Origin of the sequence: Roseovarius pacificus, assembly GCF_900142665.1 — a bacterium.
GTDB classification, from domain to species: domain Bacteria; phylum Pseudomonadota; class Alphaproteobacteria; order Rhodobacterales; family Rhodobacteraceae; genus Roseovarius; species Roseovarius pacificus.
Genome location: NZ_FRBR01000003.1, coordinates 16,398 through 37,252 on the forward strand (window position 1 = coordinate 16,398; position 20,855 = coordinate 37,252).

22 protein-coding genes and 1 riboswitch are annotated in these 20,855 nt (G+C 62.3%); of the genes, 14 read left to right on the plus strand and 8 right to left on the minus strand.

Going from position 1 to position 20,855, the window contains the following annotated elements:
* The first annotated feature begins 62 nt into the window (after window positions 1–62).
* Window positions 63–284, plus strand: a riboswitch (cobalamin riboswitch).
* A 38-nt stretch (window positions 285–322) separates the two neighbouring features.
* From BUB53_RS07390 to BUB53_RS07400, 3 genes are read left to right on the plus strand one after another with little or no spacing between them, the layout of a single operon-like run.
* Window positions 323–487 (plus strand): CbtB domain-containing protein, encoded by a 165-nt coding sequence (locus BUB53_RS07390; RefSeq protein WP_073034080.1) that lies wholly within the window; start codon window positions 323–325, stop codon window positions 485–487.
* Between the two features lie 3 nt (window positions 488–490).
* On the plus strand, window positions 491–1,174 hold the full coding sequence (locus tag BUB53_RS07395) for a CbtA family protein (RefSeq protein WP_073034081.1): 684 nt from the start codon (window positions 491–493) through the stop codon (window positions 1,172–1,174).
* A gap of 54 nt (window positions 1,175–1,228) precedes the next feature.
* Window positions 1,229–1,729, plus strand: a complete 501-nt coding sequence (locus BUB53_RS07400) for a hypothetical protein (RefSeq protein ID WP_073034082.1) — start codon at window positions 1,229–1,231, stop codon at window positions 1,727–1,729.
* Window positions 1,730–1,733: 4 nt separating this feature from the next.
* Here BUB53_RS07400 and BUB53_RS07405 read toward each other — a convergent pair whose 3' ends face one another.
* The gene (locus BUB53_RS07405; RefSeq protein ID WP_073034083.1) at window positions 1,734–2,060 is read right to left on the minus strand and encodes a DUF1636 family protein; all 327 of its coding nucleotides are present in this window, start codon (window positions 2,058–2,060) and stop codon (window positions 1,734–1,736) included.
* Window positions 2,061–2,132: 72 nt separating this feature from the next.
* Between BUB53_RS07405 and cobW the strand changes: the two genes are divergently transcribed.
* The 3 genes from cobW to BUB53_RS07420 all read left to right on the plus strand — a co-directional run bounded on the left by cobW (window position 2,133) and on the right by BUB53_RS07420 (window position 7,425).
* Complete coding sequence (gene cobW / locus BUB53_RS07410) at window positions 2,133–3,185, plus strand: cobalamin biosynthesis protein CobW (RefSeq protein WP_073034084.1); 1,053 nt, start codon at window positions 2,133–2,135, stop codon at window positions 3,183–3,185.
* Between the two features lie 101 nt (window positions 3,186–3,286).
* Window positions 3,287–7,006: a cobaltochelatase subunit CobN gene (gene cobN, locus BUB53_RS07415; RefSeq protein WP_073034085.1), complete on the plus strand. Its 3,720-nt coding sequence runs from the start codon at window positions 3,287–3,289 to the stop codon at window positions 7,004–7,006.
* A 35-nt stretch (window positions 7,007–7,041) separates the two neighbouring features.
* Window positions 7,042–7,425, plus strand: a complete 384-nt coding sequence (locus tag BUB53_RS07420; protein ID WP_073034086.1) for a GFA family protein — start codon at window positions 7,042–7,044, stop codon at window positions 7,423–7,425.
* Here the strand turns inward: BUB53_RS07420 and BUB53_RS07425 are convergent.
* Window positions 7,416–7,808 carry a hypothetical protein gene (locus BUB53_RS07425; protein ID WP_073034339.1) on the minus strand — a complete coding sequence of 131 codons (393 nt, stop codon included), beginning with the start codon at window positions 7,806–7,808 and terminating at the stop codon, window positions 7,416–7,418. The genes BUB53_RS07420 and BUB53_RS07425 overlap by 10 nt on opposite strands.
* Before the next feature lie 135 nt (window positions 7,809–7,943).
* On the opposite strand from BUB53_RS07425, the gene BUB53_RS07430 reads away from it, so the two are divergent.
* The 7 genes from BUB53_RS07430 to preA all read left to right on the plus strand — a co-directional run bounded on the left by BUB53_RS07430 (window position 7,944) and on the right by preA (window position 14,338).
* The gene (locus BUB53_RS07430; RefSeq protein WP_073034087.1) at window positions 7,944–9,158 is read left to right on the plus strand and encodes a TsoY family (seleno)protein; all 1,215 of its coding nucleotides are present in this window, start codon (window positions 7,944–7,946) and stop codon (window positions 9,156–9,158) included.
* Window positions 9,159–9,363: 205 nt separating this feature from the next.
* The gene (gene cobO / locus BUB53_RS07435; protein ID WP_073034088.1) at window positions 9,364–9,972 is read left to right on the plus strand and encodes a cob(I)yrinic acid a,c-diamide adenosyltransferase; all 609 of its coding nucleotides are present in this window, start codon (window positions 9,364–9,366) and stop codon (window positions 9,970–9,972) included.
* Complete coding sequence (locus tag BUB53_RS07440) at window positions 9,972–10,328, plus strand: Lin0512 family protein (protein ID WP_073034089.1); 357 nt, start codon at window positions 9,972–9,974, stop codon at window positions 10,326–10,328. The genes cobO and BUB53_RS07440 overlap by 1 nt, the downstream gene beginning before the upstream one ends.
* Window positions 10,321–10,689, plus strand: a complete 369-nt coding sequence (locus BUB53_RS07445) for a Lin0512 family protein (RefSeq protein ID WP_073034090.1) — start codon at window positions 10,321–10,323, stop codon at window positions 10,687–10,689. Before BUB53_RS07440 ends, BUB53_RS07445 begins: the two co-directional genes overlap by 8 nt.
* Window positions 10,690–10,756: 67 nt before the next feature.
* Complete coding sequence (locus tag BUB53_RS07450) at window positions 10,757–11,524, plus strand: FCD domain-containing protein (RefSeq protein WP_073034091.1); 768 nt, start codon at window positions 10,757–10,759, stop codon at window positions 11,522–11,524.
* Between the two features lie 156 nt (window positions 11,525–11,680).
* Entirely contained in the window at window positions 11,681–13,003 is a 1,323-nt protein-coding gene (locus BUB53_RS07455) for an NAD(P)-dependent oxidoreductase (RefSeq protein WP_073034092.1), read from the plus strand.
* Window positions 13,004–13,033: 30 nt separating this feature from the next.
* The gene (preA, locus tag BUB53_RS07460; protein WP_073034093.1) at window positions 13,034–14,338 is read left to right on the plus strand and encodes an NAD-dependent dihydropyrimidine dehydrogenase subunit PreA; all 1,305 of its coding nucleotides are present in this window, start codon (window positions 13,034–13,036) and stop codon (window positions 14,336–14,338) included.
* A 16-nt stretch (window positions 14,339–14,354) separates the two neighbouring features.
* On the opposite strand, the gene BUB53_RS07465 is transcribed toward preA, so the two are convergent.
* Window positions 14,355–15,509 carry a CaiB/BaiF CoA transferase family protein gene (locus BUB53_RS07465; protein ID WP_073034094.1) on the minus strand — a complete coding sequence of 385 codons (1,155 nt, stop codon included), beginning with the start codon at window positions 15,507–15,509 and terminating at the stop codon, window positions 14,355–14,357.
* Between the two features lie 178 nt (window positions 15,510–15,687).
* Here BUB53_RS07465 and BUB53_RS07470 point away from each other — a divergent pair, with 178 nt between their 5' ends.
* The gene (locus BUB53_RS07470; protein WP_073034095.1) at window positions 15,688–16,311 is read left to right on the plus strand and encodes a cysteine hydrolase family protein; all 624 of its coding nucleotides are present in this window, start codon (window positions 15,688–15,690) and stop codon (window positions 16,309–16,311) included.
* Between the two features lie 52 nt (window positions 16,312–16,363).
* Here the strand turns inward: BUB53_RS07470 and aroA are convergent, their stop codons facing one another.
* From aroA to BUB53_RS07495, 5 genes are all read right to left on the minus strand, one after another.
* Window positions 16,364–17,710 (minus strand): 3-phosphoshikimate 1-carboxyvinyltransferase, encoded by a 1,347-nt coding sequence (gene aroA / locus BUB53_RS07475; protein WP_073034096.1) that lies wholly within the window; start codon window positions 17,708–17,710, stop codon window positions 16,364–16,366.
* 170 nt (window positions 17,711–17,880) lie between these two features.
* On the minus strand, window positions 17,881–18,231 hold the full coding sequence (locus BUB53_RS07480) for a RidA family protein (protein WP_073034097.1): 351 nt from the start codon (window positions 18,229–18,231) through the stop codon (window positions 17,881–17,883).
* Window positions 18,232–18,250: 19 nt separating this feature from the next.
* Window positions 18,251–19,351 carry an NAD(P)/FAD-dependent oxidoreductase gene (locus tag BUB53_RS07485; RefSeq protein ID WP_073034098.1) on the minus strand — a complete coding sequence of 367 codons (1,101 nt, stop codon included), beginning with the start codon at window positions 19,349–19,351 and terminating at the stop codon, window positions 18,251–18,253.
* Window positions 19,348–20,370 (minus strand): histone deacetylase family protein, encoded by a 1,023-nt coding sequence (locus BUB53_RS07490; RefSeq protein ID WP_073034099.1) that lies wholly within the window; start codon window positions 20,368–20,370, stop codon window positions 19,348–19,350. The genes BUB53_RS07485 and BUB53_RS07490 overlap by 4 nt, the downstream gene beginning before the upstream one ends.
* Complete coding sequence (locus BUB53_RS07495; protein ID WP_073034100.1) at window positions 20,367–20,855, minus strand: GNAT family N-acetyltransferase; 489 nt, start codon at window positions 20,853–20,855, stop codon at window positions 20,367–20,369. The genes BUB53_RS07490 and BUB53_RS07495 overlap by 4 nt, the downstream gene beginning before the upstream one ends.

A 20,855-nucleotide genomic window follows, 5' to 3' on the forward strand; every position in this document is an offset into this window, starting at 1 on the left:
CGCCATGGCGCGGACGGGCAGCGGGCCGTCGGAATCGGCCTTGACGGGTTCGAGTCCTCCGGGCAGATTGGTGAGGCAATGGTTCCCATATGAGCGCAAAGCGTTCCGGGAAGAATTGGGAATGACGTGACAGCGGACCCAAACAGGGCGCTTAACCGTCAGCCGCCCCCGCGACTGTAAGCGGAGAGCCACTGCCACAATGCCACTGGGGGTAACACCTTGGGAAGGCGGCAGAACGGCGATGACCCGCAAGCCAGGAGACCAGCCATCGCATGGACCTAACCCGCCGCCTCGGGTGAGAGGCGAAGAAGGAGAAAAGACAATGACCGCACTGGTTCAATCCGCTGCAAAATCTTCGGTTCTGCCGTTCGTGGCCGCCATGGTACTGGGCCTCGGCATCATCACGATCGCCGGGCACGTTCAGGCATCGACGCTGCACGATGCCGCCCATGACGTGCGCCACGCCACCGGCTTTCCCTGCCACTGAACCATGTTTCAGAAAATTCTGACCAGCGCGTTGCTCGCTGGATTCTGCGCGGGGCTGAGTGCGGCCGCGTTGCAGTTGTTTTTTGTGCAGCCGGTTCTGCTTCATGCAGAGCTATATGAAGGGGGCGATCTGATTCATTTCGGCGCCGACGCAGTGAGCGCCCATCCCGAATTGCCGGGGTTCGACCCTGTGCGCGACGGTCTGAGCATTCTGTTCACCACGCTCATCTACGTGGGTTACGCGCTGTTGCTGGTCGCCGCGATGGGGCTTGCAGAGGCACGGGGCGTTGCCATCACGGCACGCACCGGGATTCTCTGGGGGATTGCGGGATTCGTCGCGTTCCACTTTGCACCGGCGATTTCGCTGCCGCCCGAAGTGCCGGGCGTGGCGGCTGCCGATGTGGCGATACGCCAGATCTGGTGGTGGGGCACCGTAGCGGCCACGGCCTGCGCGCTTGCATTGATCGCGTTCGGCAAGGGCTGGCTGATGTGGAGCGTGGCGGCCATCCTGCTGTTGGCGCCGCATGTCATCGGCGCACCGCATCCGGATGAGTTTTCCGGCCCGGTTCCACCGGAGATTGCTGCGCTCTTTGCTGCGCGCGCCCTTGGCATCGGATTTTTCGCCTGGGCGCTTCTTGGATTGTTCGCCGGTTACTTCTGGCAACGCGAAGAACAGGCGTCGGCCTGATCCTCTAACCGGCCCCGGCGGATACCCGTCGGGGCCCCACGAACGAGTTTTCTCATGCCTCGTACCTTTGTCTTCCTGCTGATCGGCCTGTTTTTCGGAACCGGTTTCGGCTTTCTTCTTGCGGCGGGCACCGGGGTGCAGCTCGAAGGTCATCACCATGGTGACGATGTGCACGATCATGCCGCGCACGATCATGGCCAGGGCGATATGAACGGTCACGATCATTCCCGTATGGTCGAAGCGGGCACCCCTGCCCCGACGCTCAGGATCGCCTTGCATCCCGATGGCCCCCAGAGCCGCAACCTGCATATCGACGTGACCGGGTTTACCTTCGATCCCGAAGGCGTCAACGGCCCGCACGTGCCGGGGAAAGGACACGCCCATGTCTATGTGGACGGCGTCAAGGTCGCGCGTGCCTATGGACCTTGGATGCAGCTTCAGGCCTTGCCTGTGGGGCCCCATGACATACGTGTCGCGCTATATACCAACGACCATTCCCAACTGGTCAGCAACGGCGAACCGATCGAGGCCACAGCGCAGGTGGTGATCGAATGATGGCCTATGCCGGCACCCTGCCCACGAGGCAAAATCGCAGGCGCCCCGCATCGCGGGCGTCCTCGATCCAGCCGTCGGCACAATCGGCATACATGGCCGCAAAGGCCAGTGTATCGTCCAGATCAATCGCGGGGTCGATATCGGCAAAAAGATACGTGGCCTTGCCCGGTGCCGTAAAGGCCACCGAGAGGGGCCGTGCGCAGTTCGACATGCAGGCATGGTCCTGCACCTCGAATGCCAGCCCCCGTTGCACCAGCGCAATGCGCAGCCGGGCGGCAAAGCCCTTGCCGTCCACCCCGTCGCATGTTGAACAAACCACAATCCGGTGCATGTGCGCCGTCCTTTCACGGGTGCCCTAGGCCAAGGCCACCCTGCTGACAAGCCCTTCTGAGGAGTTGACCAGATGCCCGCAAAAATACCCGCAACCGTCGTCACCGGATTTCTGGGCGCCGGAAAAACCACGCTGATCCGTCACATGCTGGAAAACGCGAATGGCAAGCGCATCGCGCTGATCATCAACGAATTCGGCGATCTGGGCGTGGATGGCGGCATCCTCAAGGGCTGCGGCATCGAGGGCTGCGCCGAGGACGACGTGATGGAATTGTCCAACGGGTGTATCTGCTGCACCGTGGCCGAGGATTTCATCCCCACCATGCAGAAACTGCTGGAGCGCGAAGACGCCCCCGATCACATCGTGATCGAAACCTCGGGGCTGGCTCTGCCCCAGCCCCTGGTGCGCGCATTCAACTGGCCCGAGATATCCACTCGCGTCACCGTGGACGGGGTGGTCACGGTGGTGGATGGCAAGGCCGTGACCGAAGGCCGGTTTGCCCATGACATCGCCGCGGTGGATGCCCAGCGCGCGCAGGACGAGAACCTCGATCACGAAACACCCCTGTCCGAACTGTTCGCCGATCAGGTGGCCTGCGCAGACATGATCGTGGTGAACAAGGCAGATTTGTTGGGTGAGGACGAGGCCACAACCCTTGTCGCGCAATTGCGCGATGACAGCCGCGATGGCGTGCAGGTGGTCAAATCGACCATGGGCGCGTTGCCGGTCGATGTCTTACTTGGGCAGGGCATCGGTGCCGAAACGGATATGGACGCCCGCCACGAGCTGCATCACCATCATCATGACGATGAGGAGGACGATCACCACCATGATCACGATCACGACGAGTTCGAATCCTTCGTGGTCACCCGCCCCGAGATCAGTGACCCGGCAACCTTTGCCGAACAGGTTGCCGAAGTGATCCGCGCACATGATATCCTGCGCCTGAAAGGGTTTGCCGCCGTCGCGGGCAAGCCGATGCGCCTGACCCTGCAAGCCGTCGGCCCACGCGTCGACAGCTATTTCGACCGCCCGTTCGGCACAGACCCGCGGGAAACCCGGCTGGTGGTCATCGGACAATCGGGGCTGGACCGAACCGCCATCGAACGGGCATTGTCTGCCTGACGGTTACCCTGTGACAGGCAGGGCGTAGAGTGCGCCCTGGCCTTTTTCCGGTGCAAACGCTCAATGGCGCGCCGCCGCCGCATGCGAAAGGCTGACTCCTCGTGCACCTGCTTGCCGCCACTCCGGGACAGATCGACGACGGGCAAGAGCCCGTCGATCCTGGCCAGACCCCGGCGGATGTCGTGTTTGTCTCGGCTGCCGATACGGAACTGGCCGCGCTGTCCGGGGCGCGGGCCGAGATGGAGACACCGCCGACACTGCGGCTGGCCAACCTGACCCATTTACAGCATCCGATGTCGGTCGACCTGCATCTGGACAATTGCGCGACGAAATCCCGACTGGTGATCGCGCGGGTTCTGGGAGGCGTCGGGTACTGGAAATACGGGGCCGAGCAATACGCGGCACGGCTTCACGAGGCAGGCGTGCCGCTGGCGCTATTGCCCGGCGACGACAAACCCGATGCGGAACTGCGCGGCCTGTCCACCGTGGACGACACGGATTACGATGCGCTTTGGGCCTATCTGGTCGAAGGCGGCCCCGAGAATGCCACCAATTTTCTGTCCTACACCCATGCAATGCTGGAGGGTGGCGAAAAGCCCGCCGCTGCCAGCCCTCTGTTGCGTGCCGGGGTCTACTGGCCCGGAGCGGGCGTGGCCGATCTGTCGGCGGCACAGGAGGCATGGACGAATGGCGCGCCAGTCGTACCGTTGGTTTTCTACCGGGCCCTGGTACAAGGCGCGGGACTGAACCCGATCAACCGTCTGGTCAGGTCGCTGCTGCGCGCCGGTCTGAACCCCCTGCCCGTTTTTGTGGCCTCTCTGAAAGACCCGGTTTCGGTCGCAACGCTGGAACATCTTTTTAGCGCCGCGCCGCCTTCGGTTATCCTGAACTGCACGTCTTTTGCAGTGGGCTCCCCCCATGCGGGCGATGACAGCCCCGACAACCCCCTGACCATGCAGGCGACCCAAGGGGCGCCAGTGTTTCAAGTGGTATTGGCCGGCTCTGGCGAAGAGGCCTGGAGCGAGGGGCTGACCGGGCTTTCGGCCCGTGACATCGCGATGAACGTGGCCCTGCCCGAGGTCGATGGCCGGGTGCTCTCCCGCGCGGTCAGCTTCAAGGGCGAGGCGTTTTTCGACGACGCAACCGAGTGCCCCATCGCCACTTACCGTGCACAAGGCGATCGGGTGGAGTTCGTGGCCGAGCTGGCGAAGAACTGGGCCACCCTGCGCGCCACGACCGAGGACAAGCGCAAGGTGGCGTTGGTGCTGGCGAACTATCCCAACAAGGACGGACGGCTGGCCAATGGCGTGGGGCTGGATACGCCTGCGGGCACCGTGCATGTGTTGCGCCTGCTGCAAGAGGTCGGATACCGGGTGACCGACGCCCCCGAAGACAGCGATGCGCTGATGCAGGCGATCATGGCCGGTCCGACCAACTGGCTGACCGATCGCGTTGCGCGGCGGGGTGGCGTGCAGCTGTCGATGGCCGAATACCAGATCGAGTACGGCCAGTTGCCGTGGCTTTTGCGCGAGGCCATGGAAAGCCGGTGGGGTCCGCCCGAAGCGGACCCGTTCTATACCCCCGGCGAGGTGGATTGCGGGCATTTCGCCCTGTCGGTTCTGGAATTCGGCAATGTGGTCGTGGGCATCCAGCCTGCGCGCGGCTACAATATCGACCCGACCGACACCTACCATTCGCCCGATCTGGTCCCGCCGCATAATTACCTGGCCTTCTACATATGGCTGCGCCACCAGTTCCGGGCGCAGGCCATCGTGCATATGGGCAAGCACGGCAATCTCGAGTGGTTGCCGGGCAAGGCATTGGCCCTGTCGAAAGAGTGCTGGCCCGAGGCCGTGCTGGGACCGATGCCGCATATCTATCCGTTCATCGTCAACGATCCGGGCGAGGGCACGCAAGCCAAGCGCCGTGCGCAGGCCGTGATCATCGACCACCTGACCCCGCCCCTGACACGCGCCGAAACCTATGGCCCGCTCAAGGATCTAGAGGCGCTGGTCGATGAATATTACGAGGCGGCAGGCGTCGATCCGCGGCGCATCGACTATCTGCGCCGGGAAATCCTGTCGCTGAGTTCGGCCACGGGGCTGGACAAGGATGTCGGCCTGACCGGCGACGACGACGAAACCGATCTGGCCAAACTGGATGCCTATCTGTGCGAGTTGAAGGAGGCGCAGATTCGCGACGGGCTGCATATATTCGGACAGTCTCCGGAAGGCGAGCAAGAACGGGATCTGGCCATCGCCCTGTTGCGCGTTCCGCGCGGCGAGGGCAAAGGCAGCGAGGCGTCGCTGATCCGGGCCTTGGCAGTGGATTGCGGTGTACCCATCGACCCGCTCGATTGTGACATGGCCGCACCCTATGACGGTCCGCGCAATACGATCCTGAAGGGATTGGACGCCGGTCCTTGGCGCAGCAACGGCGACACGGTCGAACGGCTGGAATTGCTGGCGCGACAGGCGTTCAACTGGAAAGAAGCGCCTGAGCAGTTCCACCAGACGCGCCCGGTGCTGGAAGAGTTGCATAATATGGTTCTTCCGGTCCTGCGCTCATGTGGTCCTGACGAGGGGCGCGGGCTACTGACCGCCCTTGCGGGGCGGTTCGTTTCTCCTGCTCCGTCAGGCGCACCGACACGCGGGCGTCTGGATACACTCCCCACCGGGCGCAATTTCTACAGCGTAGACAGCCGCGCCGTGCCAACGCCAACCGCCTGGGCCCTGGGGTGGAAATCGGCCAATCTGCTGATCGAGAAGCACCTGCAAACGCATGGTGACTGGCCCCGCACGATGTTGTTGACCGCATGGGGCACCGCCAACATGCGCACGGGTGGGGACGATATCGCGCAGGCCATGGCCCTGATGGGGGTGAAACCGAAATGGGACGCCGCCAACCGGCGGGTCACCGGCTTCGAGGTTCTGCCGCAAGGGGTGCTTGGCCGCCCGCGTGTGGACGTCACCCTGCGCATCTCGGGGTTTTTCCGCGATGCCTTTCCCCAGCTTATCACGCTGTTCGACAGCGCCGCGCGCGCGGTGATGAACATGGATGAACCCGAGGATTTGAACCCCGCCGCCAGCCGTGCCCGGACCGAAGGTAACACCACGCGCATCTACGGCGCCAAGCCGGGGGCCTACGGCGCGGGCCTACAGGCAATGATCGACGAACAGTTATGGTCCGACAAGGCCGATCTGGCAGAGGCTTACCTCACATGGGGCAGCTATGCTTATGGCGCACAGGAGGAAGGTCGCGCAGACCGCGAAGGGTTCGAAACCCGTTTGCGCCAGACCGAGGCCATCGTGCAAAATCAGGACAACCGTGAACATGACCTGCTGGATTCGGATGATTATTACCAGTTCGAGGGCGGGGCGGCGGCGGCGGTCAGCACGCTGCAAGGGCAGGACAGGCCGATCTATCACAACGACCATTCCCGCCCGGAACGCCCGGTCATCCGCACATTGGAGGACGAGATCGGGCGCGTGATCCGTTCGCGCGTGGTCAACCCGAAATGGATCGAAGGGATCAAGCGGCACGGCTACAAAGGGGCGTTCGAGATCGCGGCGACGGTGGATTACATGTTCGCGTTCGCCGCAACCACCGGCGCGGTTCGCAGCCATCACTTCGATATGGTCGAGGCGGCGTTTCTCGAGGACGAAGACACACGCGATTTCATCGAAGAGCACAACGCCCCCGCCCTGCGCGAAATCGCACTGCGCCTGCAAGAGGCAATCGAACGGGGCATGTGGATGCCGCGCTCGAACTCGGCGCGCGCGCGGATCGAGGCAGCAGTGAAAGGCCGGAACACGCCATAATCGAGCGGCTCAGAGAAACGGCAAGGAGGCCGACCATGAAACGAAAAGGTCATTGCCTGTGCGGCGCAGTCACGTTTGAGCTGAACGGCAGCCATAACTGGATCGGACATTGCCATTGCGACAGTTGCCGCCGCGCGACAGGCGCCCCTTTGGTCACGTTTGTCGGCCATCCCGACGGCAATTGGCAATGGACCGGAACAGAGCCGAAACACTATGAATCCTCGCCCGGCAATCACCGATATTTCTGCGCGACCTGCGGGAGTTCGGTTGCCTACCGTTCAGACCGCGAGCCGGATGAGATGCATTTCCATGCGGTGCTGCTGGACGATCCCGACACGCTGTCGCCTGACGAAGTCTTTCACGCGGACGAGCGGCTGTCGTGGATTCCCGAGGCGCTGCCGGGGTGTCCTCAGGGATAAGGGCGGCATTCCAACGTACCGTACCCGTCTTTCAGGTCATAGGCATCGCATTCAAGATCCAGCGGGAAAATCTGCCTTGGGGGCGACCCTGCCCCGCAATCCAGACTGGCCACGAAGACCGCCTGATCGCCCCTCAGCCGACTGACAGCGCACCCGCTGACCCGTTCGATCGCAGCCACCGCGCGAGGTGCAACAACAGCGACGCGCGGTGCCCATTCCATATTCAGCCGAATCGCCTGTGCCCGATCACCATCGACACGCACGTCAAAGGTGCTTTGATCGACCGATATACGTATGGGCTCGGCCCCGCGAAACGCGGGGCCGGGCGTGTTGCAACCTGCGACGAGCAGGCAAATCACCAAAAGCACCGAGTAACGCAACATCGCGGCAACATGCGCATAGTCGGTTAACAAATCGTTAGCGCAGCCGAATTCTCCGCGACATTCCACCCCAGATACATAATTTTTCCAGAATGTATTATACATTCCAAATTCACTATGTGAATGCAGGAGCCACCTATGACCCAATATACCACACGACCCGCAGACACTTATTCGCCACTCTACTTTCTCGCATCTCTTGGCGCAGGGGGGCTGGTGGTTACCTTCTTCATGTACCTGATGTTCTGGGTCCCGTACCAAGGCCGCCCCGTACCGGTGTTCGAGGATGTGACCGGCGCCCTGGTCTCGGGCAGCCCGGCCTTGCAGGCCGGCATCGTGATTGCATTGATTGGCATCGCGGCAATGGCCTTTCTGAACGTCAAATTGCTGATCTGGAACTTCGCCGCCTTACGCGCCTTCCAGAAGACCGAAAGCTACGAGGCGCTGCGCCAAAGCAACGGCGAAACCACCCTGTTGGCCGCACCGCTGGCCAGTGCGATGACGATCAATGTGGGCTTCATTGTCGGGCTGGTATTCGTGCCCGGCCTTTGGAGTATCGTGGAATACATGTTCCCTATGGCGCTGCTGGCCTTCCTCGGCCTCGGAATCTGGGCCTTGCGGCTGATCGGCGGCTTTCTGGGCCGCGTGTTGACGCAGGGTGGTGTCTTCGACGTCACCGCTCACAACTCGTTTGCACAGCTTCTGCCCGCGTTCGCCGTCTCGATGGTGGGCGTCGGCCTGGCCGCCCCGTCGGCCATGAGCGGAAACACCGTGACGGTAGGTGTCAGCCTTGTGCTGAGCACCTTTTTCGGGGTCACCGCGATTATCTACACGCTGGTCGCCGCGATCACCGGCTTCAACTCGATGCTGCATCACGGCACCGCGAAAGAGTCAGGACCGACCCTGATGGTCGTAGTTCCTATCGTAACCGTGCTGGGTATCCTGTTCATGCGCCAGAACCATGGTCTGCACGTTGCCTTCGACGCCCACGGAACACCCGGTGAAACACTGGTCTTCCTGTCTCGTCTGCTGGCCATCGAAGTCCTGTTCCTCGCCCTTGGCCTGCTGGTGCTGAAGCGGCAGGGCTATTGGGCCGAGTTCATTTCGGGCCAGAAAGCCTCGGCCGGGTCCTATGCGCTGATCTGTCCCGGCGTCGCCTTTGCGGTCATGATGCACTTTTTCATCAACAAAGGGCTGGTGAGCGCCGGTGTGATCGACAAGTTCGGGCTGGCGTTCTGGGGGCTGACAGGCATCGCGATCATCGCGCAATTCATGATGATCTGGCTGGTTCTGAAACTGAACCGCAAACATTTCAGTCGTGCCGACACCCCGGCCCCCGTCGCCGCGGAATAACTCAACAGACACCACCTGAAGCATTCAGGGCCGTCCCGCACACCGGGCGGCCCTTTTTGCATGCGACACACAAGATCTATAGTCATGGCAGATCATTGGAACCGAAAGAACGCTTTCCGGGACCGGTATGGGGCTGGACGCCTTGCTAACCGCGTTGATTGCGCCTTATGTCTTGGGCCTGTTCCAATGAAAGGAAACGCGCCACATGACCGACGACAGCGACCGCCACGCCACCAAGATGGCCAAGAAAAAGGCCGCCCGAGACAAGATCATGGCCACCAAGACCGACGAAAAGGGCCTGATCATCGTCCACACCGGCAAGGGGAAGGGCAAATCCAGTGCGGCCTTCGGGATGATCTTTCGCTGTATCGCCCATGACATGAAATGCGCCGTGGTGCAGTTCATCAAGGGCGGGATGAGTACGGGTGAGCGTGATCTGATCCTGTCGAAGTTTTCCGATAGCTGCGCGTTCCACACCATGGGCGAGGGCTTTACCTGGGAAACCCAGGACCGCGACCGGGATATCGAAATGGCGCAGGCGGCATGGGAGAAGGCCAAGGAGTTGATCCGCGACGAGACCAACAAGATGGTCCTGCTGGACGAAATCAATATCGCCCTGCGCTACGATTATCTGGATATCGACGAAGTGGTACAATTCCTGGCCGAAGAAAAGCCGCACATGACCCATGTCGTTCTGACCGGGCGCAATGCCAAGGACGAGTTGATCGAGATCGCCGATCTGGTCACCGAGATGGAACTGATCAAGCACCCGTTCCGTTCGGGCGTCAAGGCACAGATCGGGGTGGAATACTGATGCCCAAACATCGCGTCCTGACCGAATTCGGCATGGGAACGTCTCTGCGCCGCCGTGACTATACACAGGCGGCCAGGCGTGCGGTGCAGGACGCGCTGTGGCGCAATTCCATCAACATGGCCGAACTATATGGTTTCGATAAATCGGCAATGATTCTTGATGTGGAGATCGCCGTGCAGCAGCCCGATGCGGTGGATACCAAGGCGGTGGCCGAAGTCTTCCCGTATGGGCAGGTCAGCATTACCGCCACGACGGGTGGTCTGGACATCCCGCGCCCCGAGGGGACGGGCAACCCCACGGTCATCGCCAACGCAGCGATTTCCGTCAGCTTCATGATGGAGCGGATAGATGTCTGAGCGGCGGGTGATCATAGAAATGGGCATGGGCAACGATCTGCACGGGATGGACTATCAAAAGGCCGCCGCACGGGCGATCGAGGATGCGATACGTCACTCTACCCTGCCAATCTTTGAAGCGACCGGGCTGGATCATGCGAAGATGCGGGTTCAGGTCACGGTGGGCGTACAGGCGCCGGACAAACTGAATACCGAAGAATTGGCCAATGGCCTGCCGCGCGGGCTTGCCACGGTCAGCGCGGTCAGGGGCGGACAAGACGTGACCAATCCCGAAACCGGCGAGACACTGGTGATTGCAACGGCGGCAGTCGAAGTTTTCCTGCCCGATCAGACCGGAGTTTGGCGATTGTCGGAAACCTGATCACCGCGCCGCTTGTCGGGCCTGCGTTCCGGTCATACAATTTGACCAGTTGCATCAGGATCGCGCCATGCCGTTTGAACGTGTCACACCGGAAAAATTATCCACTGCCGTCACCCGCCAGATCGAGAAGCTGATCCTGCGGGGCATCCTGCGGCCGGGCGAGCGCCTGCCGTCGGAACGCGAACTGGCGGAACGGTTGGGGGTTTCCCGACCGTCGCTGCGCGAGGCGGTGGCCGATCTGCAAGACAAGGGTCTGCTCGTCACCCGTGCGGGGGCGGGGGTTTTCGTGGCCGATGTTCTGGGCAGCGCCTTTTCGCCTGCCCTGATCCGGTTGTTTGCCGATCATGACGAGGCCGTATTCAACTACATCGCTTTTCGCCGCGATCTGGAAGGGCTGGCGGCTGAACGCGCTGCACGGCTGGCCTCGGACACCGATCTGAAGGTCATTCAGACGGTGTTCGACAAGATGGAAACGGCCCATACCAAACCCAATCCCAAGGACGAGGCACGCCTGGATGCCGAGTTTCACATGGGGATCATCGAGGCCAGCCATAACGTGGTCATGCTGCATATGATGCGCTCGATGTTCGAGCTGTTGCAGCAGGGCGTTTTCTATAACCGTCAGATCATGTTCAAACAGCGCACGACACGCGGAGCCTTGCTGGATCAGCACCGGGCGATCAACACCGCCCTGCAAGCCCGGGATGCCGAAGCGGCCCGCGCGGCTGTCATTGCGCATCTGGATTTCGTCGAACAAGCCCTTGCTGATCAACAAAAGGCCGAACGGCACGAATCCATCGCGAAAAAGCGGCTTGATCACGAAAAAACGCGCTGACGCCGCCTCCGGAATTGCCGCAAAATTCTCGTTGGTGACAACGCTGAAGGGCCAAGGCCCTGCAAAGTAACTTATTTTTGTGCTAAAATTTTACCGTTTGATAAAAATAAAATCCGTGGAATACTGATCGTACATAACCAACATGTGGAGGCCCCCGTGAGTGACACCGCATTGACCCCAGGTATCAGGGCAGGCCGGCTGAATGCCGCCGCCTATGACGAGAACTTCGGTGATCTGCACCCCAGACTGGACGATCACGAGGCACTGGTCGCAGCCGACCGCTGCTATTTCTGCCACGACGCACCCTGCGTGACCGCCTGCCCGACGGATATCGACATCCCGCTTTTCATCCGCCAGATCGCCACGGGCACGCCCGAAGCGGCGGCCAAAACGATTCTGAGCCAGAATATCCTGGGCGGAATGTGTGCCCGCGTATGCCCGACAGAAACCCTGTGCGAAGAGGCCTGCGTGCGCGAAACCGCCGAGGGCAAGCCGGTACTCATTGGTCAGCTTCAACGCTACGCCACCGATGTGTTGATGGATCAGGGCAGTCATCCCTTTGCTCGCGCCGAGGCAACAGGCAAACGGATCGCTGTCGTGGGCGCCGGGCCTGCCGGGCTGTCCTGTGCGCACCGGCTGGCCATGCGCGGCCATGACGTGACCGTGTTCGACGGGCGTGCCAAACCCGGTGGGCTGAACGAATACGGCATCGCCGCCTATAAGTCGGTCGATCATTTTGCCGAACGCGAGGTCGAGTGGCTGTTGCAGATCGGCGGAATTACCGTTGAGACCGGCAAGCGCCTTGGCAACGACCTGACACTGAAGCAACTGCAAGCCGATCATGACGCTGTGTTTCTCGGTATCGGCCTTGGCGGCGTGAATGCGCTTGGCCTCGAAGCCGAGGAGAAGGACGGCATCACGAACGCCGTGGATTTCATCGCCGACCTGCGCCAGGCCAGTGATCTGGCCAAACTGCCCGTGGGGCGTGACGTGGTGGTGATCGGCGGGGGCATGACGGCGGTGGACGCCGCCGTGCAAGCGAAACTACTAGGTGCGCTCAATGTCAGCCTCGTCTACAGGCGCGGCCGCGAGCGGATGAACGCCAGCACGTTCGAGCAGGATCTGGCGGCCTCCAAAGGTGTACGGATCATTACCAACGCACAGCCGATTGCAATACATGGCAATGGCGCGGTGCGCGAGGTCGAGTTCGAATATGCCGACGACGATCTCAAACCCACCGGCCAGACCTTCCGCCTGCCCGCAGATCAGGTGTTCAAGGCCATCGGCCAGACGCTGGACGGCGATGGTTTACCCGACCTCGACGGGCGCAAGATCGCCGTCACCGACACCGGCCGCACCAGTATCGCCGGGGTCTGGGCCGGGGGCGACTGCGCGGCGGGTGGCGACGACCTGACCGTCACCGCCGTGGCCGAAGGGCGCGACGCCGCCGAGGACATCCACGCCAGCCTGATGGGCTGAGCGCAATCATAAAACAGGGAGATCAGCGACATGGCCAATCTCGAATCGAACTTCATCGGCATCAAATCCCCCAATCCCTTCTGGCTGGCTTCTGCCCCGCCGACCGACAAGGAATACAACGTCCGGCGTGCCTTTGACGCCGGATGGGGTGGTGTTGTTTGGAAAACACTGGGCGAAGAAGGCCCGCCCGTCGTCAACGTCAACGGCCCGCGCTATGGCGCGATCTGGGGTGCGGACCGCCGCCTGTTGGGGCTCAACAATATCGAGTTGATCACCGACCGCCCCTTGCAGACCAACCTTGACGAGATGACGCGCGTCAAGCGCGATTACCCCGACCACGCCCTGATCGCCAGCCTGATGGTGCCGGTCAACGAGGACAGCTGGAAAGACATCCTGTCGCGCGTGATCGACACGGGCTGCGACGGGGTGGAACTGAATTTCGGCTGCCCCCACGGGATGAGCGAACGCGGGATGGGCAGCGCCGTGGGGCAGGTGCCCGAATACGTGCAGATGGTCACTGAATGGTGCAAGAAGCACTCCAACCTGCCCGTTATCGTGAAACTGACACCCAATATCTCGGACATCCGCAAACCGGCGCAGGCCGCCAAGGACGGCGGCGCGGATGCGGTCAGCCTGATCAATACGATCAACTCGATCACGACGGTCGATCTGGACCTGTTCGCACCGCAGCCCACCATCGACGGGCAGGGCGCGCATGGCGGCTATTGTGGCCCGGCCGTCAAACCCATTGCGCTGAACATGGTCGCCGAGATCGCCCGCGACCCTGCACTGAAGGGGCTACCCATCTCGGGCATCGGTGGCGTCACCACTTGGCGCGATGCTGCCGAATTCATGGCGCTTGGCGCGGGCAACGTGCAGGTCTGCACCGCCGCCATGACATATGGCTTCAAGATCGTGCAGGAAATGATCTCGGGGCTGTCGCAATATCTGGACGAAAAGGGCTTTGCCTCGGTCGACGATCTGGTGGGTCGCGCCGTGCCCAACGTGGTGAACTGGCAGGATCTGAACCTGAACTACATCACCAAGGCCCGCATTGATCAGGACGCGTGCATCAAATGTGGCCGCTGCTTTGCCGCCTGCGAAGACACCAGCCATCAGGCGATCTCCATGTCGGACGACCGCACCTTTGACGTGATTGACGAAGAATGCGTGGCCTGCAACCTGTGCGTCAATGTCTGCCCGATCGAAGGGTGCATCACGATGGAGCGTCTGCCTGCCGGAGAAATCGACCCGCGCACCGGCAAGCCCGTCAGCGACGATTACGCCAACTGGACGACGCATCCTAACAATCCGATGAAATGCGCCGCTGAATGATCGGGATGGCGGCGGGTCAGTCCTCGCCGCCCTCCAGCCAGGTCAAGATCGAGGCCCGGTCTCCATCCAGATCGGGGGCCGGGCGCCTATCCGGGCGCTCTTCCAGACCGCTCAGCTTGATGGGGCAGCCAGCCGTCGTATAGGCTGGCTGCCCCGCATGATCCAGCACATTCACCACCATGTTACGTGCAAGGATCTGTGGGTCCTGCATGACCTCGGCCACGTTCTGAATCGGCCCCGTCGGCACACCGGCGGCTTCCAGCGTTTCGATCCAGTAGGCCTTGGTGTTGTCCAAAGTGACCGCCTCGATCAGCCGCTTCAGAAGGCGCGCGTTTTCACACCGCGCCGGGTTGGTGGCAAACCGAGGATCGTCGGCCAGTGGCAGGCCGAGCGTGTCGCACAACCGTTCAAACAACACATCATTGCCCGCGGCGATCACGAACAGCCCATCCGACGCATGAAAGGTTTCGAACGGTGTGATCGACGGATGCCGCGCCCCTGTCGGCCCCGGCGGCGTGCCGGTGACCGAGGTAATCGCGACGGCATGTTCCAGAATGGCCAGTTGCCCGTCCAGCATACCGACATCCACCTTACGGCCCAGCCCTGTGCGCTCGCGCTCGTAAAGTGCGGCAAGCACGCCTTGCAGCATGAACATGCCCGCCACAATATCCCCGATGCTGGCCCCCACGCGCACCGGCTCACGATCTTTCTCGCCAGTGATCGACATGACACCGCCACGCGCCTGCACCACCATGTCATAGGCCGGGCGCAACGCGTCGGGGCCGGTATGGCCGAATCCGCTGACCGCGCCATAAATCAGGCCCGGATGCCGGGCATGCAATGTGTCCCAGCCATAGCCCAGTTTCTCCATCGTTCCGGGCCGGTAGTTTTCCAGGATCACATCCGCCCGCGCCAGCAGCCGTTCGAACAGCGCGCGGTCCTGTTCGGCCTTCAAATCCAGGGCGATGGATTGCTTGCCGTGATTCAGCGCCGCGAAATATGCGCTTTTGTCATTTTTGAACGGCGGAAAAGCGCGGGTATCGTCCCCCGCGCCGGGGCGTTCCACCTTGATCACCTTTGCCCCCAGATCGACCATGGTCATCGAGGCGAACGGACCGGCCAGAACATGGGTCAGGTCCAGTACGGTGATGTTATCCAGCGGGGCTGTCATGCGCATTCTCCAAAATTGTCACGGTCCCTGACTACAGCAGCAGCGTAACGACGCCCTGACACGGATCAAGCCATGCCCGACTTGCCAAACGAACACAATCGGTGCAGGTCACGAATGCGGCAACAGAATTGGAATTGCGAACAGGTTCAGCAGGTTTGACGGCAACGGGGCACAATAAATGATCTGGACGATTCTCGGTATACTGGCCGGGCTGACGGGTCTGTGGCTGTGGGTAACGACACGCTACATTGTGCGCGCCACCCAGGGCACGCCGATCCCGCCGCGCCCCGGCACGGCGTTGTTGCTGATCGAAACGCAGGACGCGTTCTGGACCGACCAACATCATGACGCCCCGACACGTATACGGGTCGAGGCCGCCATTTCGCGCGAGGTTGAACTTGCCCGGCATCGCGATCAGCCCGTCATTGCACTCAGGCAGGAATGGGGAGGCATCGCTCCGCGCCTGATCGCACGCTTCACCCGGCCCGATGCACCGTTCAGACATGGACGCAACGTGGCACTGGCGCCCCCGTTTCAGGGCATGGCTGACCATGTCGTCGTCAAGCGGGTGGAAGACGGGTTTGAAACCGGTGAGCTGGATACACTGCTGGAAGTGCTGCGGGTCGGTCGCCTGCGCATCGCCGGCAGGGATGGCACCGAGGCGGTCGCACGCACCGCACAAGCCGCCCTCAATCGCGGCTATGAGGTTGAACTGATCCGCGATGCCATCGCCGCCAGCGACGAACAGGCATTCAGAGCCGTACAAGAGGCGTTGGGCAGTCAGGGCGCACGCATCATCTGATGCCAAACATACCATGCGGCCTTGTCACCGCGCCCCGTAAGATCAACAAGGATCAGCCGCGGCGAATATCCGCGCCAAGCGCTGCCATGAGCGGTTCGAATACCGGGAACGAGGTCGCGATCGGCCCGCCATCGTCCACGCTGACAGGCGACTGCGCTGCAAGCCCCATCACAAGGAACGACATTGCGATCCGGTGGTCGAGGTGGCTGGCGCAGGTGGCCCCACCCGGCACGTTTCCCTGCCCCCGGCCATGCACGATCCACCAATCGGGGCCGTCCTCGACCTCGACGCCATTGGCGCGCAAGCCGGTGGCCATTGCCTCGATACGATCCGATTCCTTGACCCGCAATTCCTTGACGCCGCGCATGACGGTCTGACCCTCGGCGAAGGCCGCAACGACCGACAGAACCGGGTATTCGTCGATCATCGAAGCCGCACGCTCGGGCGGCACCTCGATCCCCTTCATATCGGGCGAGAAGCGCGCGCGCAGATCGGCGACCGGCTCGCCCCCTTCTTCGCGTTCGTTTTCATAACTCAGGTCGGCGCCCATCTCGCGCAGCGTGGTGAACAGGCCCGCGCGCGTGGGGTTCAGCCCGATATTGGGCACCAGAACGTCCGATCCTTCGGTGATCAGCGCTGCGCAAACCGGAAACGCCGCCGAGGACGGATCACGCGGTACGGCAATGCCTTGCGGGATCAGTTCGGGCTGGCCGGTCAGGGTGATGACTCGGCCCTCGTCGGTGTCCTCGGTGGTGATTTCAGCACCGAACCCGGCCAGCATACGTTCGGTATGATCGCGCGTGGCCTCGCGTTCGATCACCACGGTCTGCCCCGGCGCGTTCAAGCCTGCCAGCAGCACGGCGGATTTCACCTGAGCCGAAGGCACCGGCACGGTATAGCGCACCGGCAAAGGATCATGCGCACCGACGATGGTCATCGGCAGCCGCCCGCCGGAACGGCCCACCGCCTGCGCCCCGAACAGCGCCAGCGGATCGGTGACCCGCGCCATCGGGCGTTTGTTCAGGCTGGCATCGCCGGTGAACGTTGCCGCAATCGGCAATGTGGCCATCGCCCCCATGATCAGCCGCACACCCGTGCCGGAATTCCCGCAATCAATCACCTGATCGGGTTCGGCAAATCCTCCGACACCCACACCATGCACCCGCCATGTGCCATCGTCATCGCGCACGACCTCGGCGCCCATGGCCTGCATGGCCTTGGCGGTGTCCAGCACGTCCTGCCCTTCCAGCAACCCCGTGATCACGGTTTCGCCGACCGACAGCGCGCCAAGGATCAGGGATCGATGCGAGATCGACTTGTCGCCGGGAACCTCGGCCGTACCGTTCAGGCCCTTGGAACGGTGAGAGGACATCGGAATGGGGGTGCCGTGGCCGGACATGGGCGCGCCTTTCGTCAATGGATCACGAGCCTGATAGCGCAAGCATCGCGCGGCGTCCATCGGCCATGACGCATGCACCCGGGAGCACACGCAGGCCGCCTTCGACGAAAGTATTTCGGGAACAGCGAAAGGGACGGGCCACGCCGAAAGGCAGCGCCCCGTCCATCGGTTCAGCCTTGTGCAGCCGTCACCAGAAATTCGACTTTGTAGTCGGGCGTGGCCAGCTTTGCCTCGCCGCAGGCGCGCGCCGGTGCGTGACCTTCGGGCACCCAAGCATCCCATACCGCATTCATCTCGGCGAAATCGGCCATATCGGCCAGCCAGATGGTGCATTGCAGGATACGCGTGGCGTCCGATCCGGCTTCGGCCAGCAGCTTTTCCATGTTTTCAATACAGGTCCTAGTCTGCTCCGCCACGCTGTCGCCGGGGTTGCCGACCTGACCTGCCAGATAGACCGTACCGTTATGGGTAACGATCTGGCTCATGCGTTGGCCCACATGGGCACGGGTGATATCGCTCATTTCAAGCTGTCCTTTCGGGTTACTGGAATCGGTCGGGCGACAATGCCCGTATTGTTTCGTCGGCAATCTCTGCGACGCCACCTGTGATCAGGGCCGCCGTCAAACGGGCCAGTGCCGGGGCCGTTTGTACGCCATACCCGCCCTGCCCTGCCAGCCAGAAAAACCCTTCGACTTGCGGGGCGAACCCGACCACCGGCGAGCGGTCAGGCGCGAAACTGCGCAAACCGGCCCAACTGTGCTCTACCCGTGTCACCGGGATCGTCACGGCCTGTTCGAACCGATGAAGGCCCTCCGCCAACACCATATCGTCGACCCAGGCGTCATGCGGCTCGACCGGGTCTTCGTCGGCGGGCGAAACCATCAGTTTCCCGGCATCGGGTTTCGCGTACCAGGATTCCGAGGCCGACACGACCACCGGCCAGCTTTCCACATCATACCCCTCGGGCGCGGGGATAATGGCCGCCGAGCGGCGGAACGGCTGAATACCCACCGGTGAAACGCCCGCCATTCGTGCAACCTGATCCGCCCACGCCCCCGAGGCGTTGACGATCACCGGGGCGGTCAGGGTTTGGTCCCCGACACCGACCTGCCAGGCAGAATGACCTCTGGTGATGGCGTGCACCGGCGCCCCGGTGACAACCTGCCCGCCACGCGCCCTGAAGAGCCGGGCATAGCCCTGCAACATGCGGTCAACGTCGATATTCTGCGCATCGGGTTCAATGGCCGCCGCCGCGAGACGATCACGCCGCAGGATGGGCACCATTTTCACGGCCTCGTCCGGGGCAAGTGGTTCGATCCCGGTCGCCCCTGCGCAATAGCTCTCCAGTTCGTCCTGTTCCTCCTCCGTGGCGATCATCAATTCACCACGCGGCGACAGCAAGGACTGGTCCGATACACCCTCTGGCGCCTCCAGCAACGGCGCGGCAGCGGCATTGAGCGCCCGCAGCGTGGCATTGCCATAGTTGCGAATGAACACCGCCGCCGAGCGACCGGTGGAATGGTATCCAAGCTGCGCCTCACCCTCGATCAACGTGACCCGCGCAAAGGACGCCAGTTCAGCCGCCGCGCTGACACCGGCGATCCCGCCGCCGATCACGATAATATCGGGATGCCGGCTCATGCCGCTTCGAACCCGGTCAGCACCGAGGTCAGGTTTTCGCCCAGTTCGTCACACAAATAGCCGCCCTCCTGCACGAACAGTGTGGGCAACTCAAGCCCGGCAATCGCCGCCCCGATCCGCGCGAAACCGGGGGTGGTGACGGCGAAGCCCTGGAACGGATCGCCCTCAAAGGCATCAAGGCCAAGGGCCACCACCACGACATCGGCCCCGAAGGCCACGATCCGATCCAGCGCGACATCGAGCGATTTCAGATAGGCCGTGTCATCGGTTCCGCGCGGCAGCGGCAGGTTGAGATTATAGCCAAGCCCACGCCCTTCGCCGCGTTCATCGGCATGACCCCAGAAGAACGGATAGAACCGCGTTGGATCGGCATGAAGCGAGACAGTCAGCACGTCGTCCCGATCATAGAAAATGCCTTGCGTGCCGTTTCCGTGATGCACATCCACATCCAGAATGGCAGGCCGCAATCCCTTGGCGCGCAAACGCTCTGCGGCGATCCCGGAATTGTTCAGAAAACAGAACCCACCGGCCATATCGCCATAGGCATGATGTCCCGGCGGGCGCGACAGGGCATAAGCCGCGCGCTCACCAGCCGCCAGCAGATCCGCGCCGGTTATTGCCACTTGCGCCGACCAATAAGCCGCCTCCCATGTACCCTCCCCGATCGGACAGGCAGTATCGGCCTGATGAAACCCCGCCTGCCCCACAGCGGATCGCGGATAATTGTCGGTTCTGTTGGCAGGATGCACATTCGGGATCACCTCGGCCCCGGCATTGGGGATACGTTGCCAGCGTTCATAGATATTTTGCAGGAACACCAGGTATTCCGGGGAATGCAGCGCGGCGATCGGCCCCATACCCGCATCGTCACAGCCCTGCATGGTGCAGCCTGCGGCTTGCGCGCCTGCTGTCAGCTTCTCGATGCGGGCGGGTTGCTCGGGACTTGGCATAACCTTGCCGTTGGCCATGAAGTGTTTGGGGTCATGTCGCCATTGGCGGTCGTCGAAAATCGCTTTCATCCTGCATCCCTCATCAGTTGTCCAAGACCTTCGGCACCCAGTTTCATGACCGAAGCCCCGGTATCCGCTTTGAACCCCAATCGCTCATAAAACCGCCGCGACCGGGGCGAGGTGTGGTAGACGGCCAATGTCAGCCAATTCGCGCCCCAAAGTTGCCCCGCCCGCCGGGCGGCGGACGCCAGCAAGCGAGGCCCCAATCCCATTCCTCGGGCCTCATCCGACACCCAAAGATCGGAAACGTAAAGCCCCGGCGCACCCCGGACCGTCGAAAAAACCGGGCTGAACAAGACCGCACCGCACAATGCCGCCCCTTTGAGCGCGACAATCCCATGCGCCGATGGACAGGCCCCGCGCAACGCCGTGGTCAGGGCATCGTGGCCCGCGATATGGTCATCCCCCAAATCCGCGCTGAGACAGCGCAGGGCCTCGTCCAGAAGAGCCACATCCTCATCGCTTTGAACCGTACGAAAGCAGACCTCGGACAT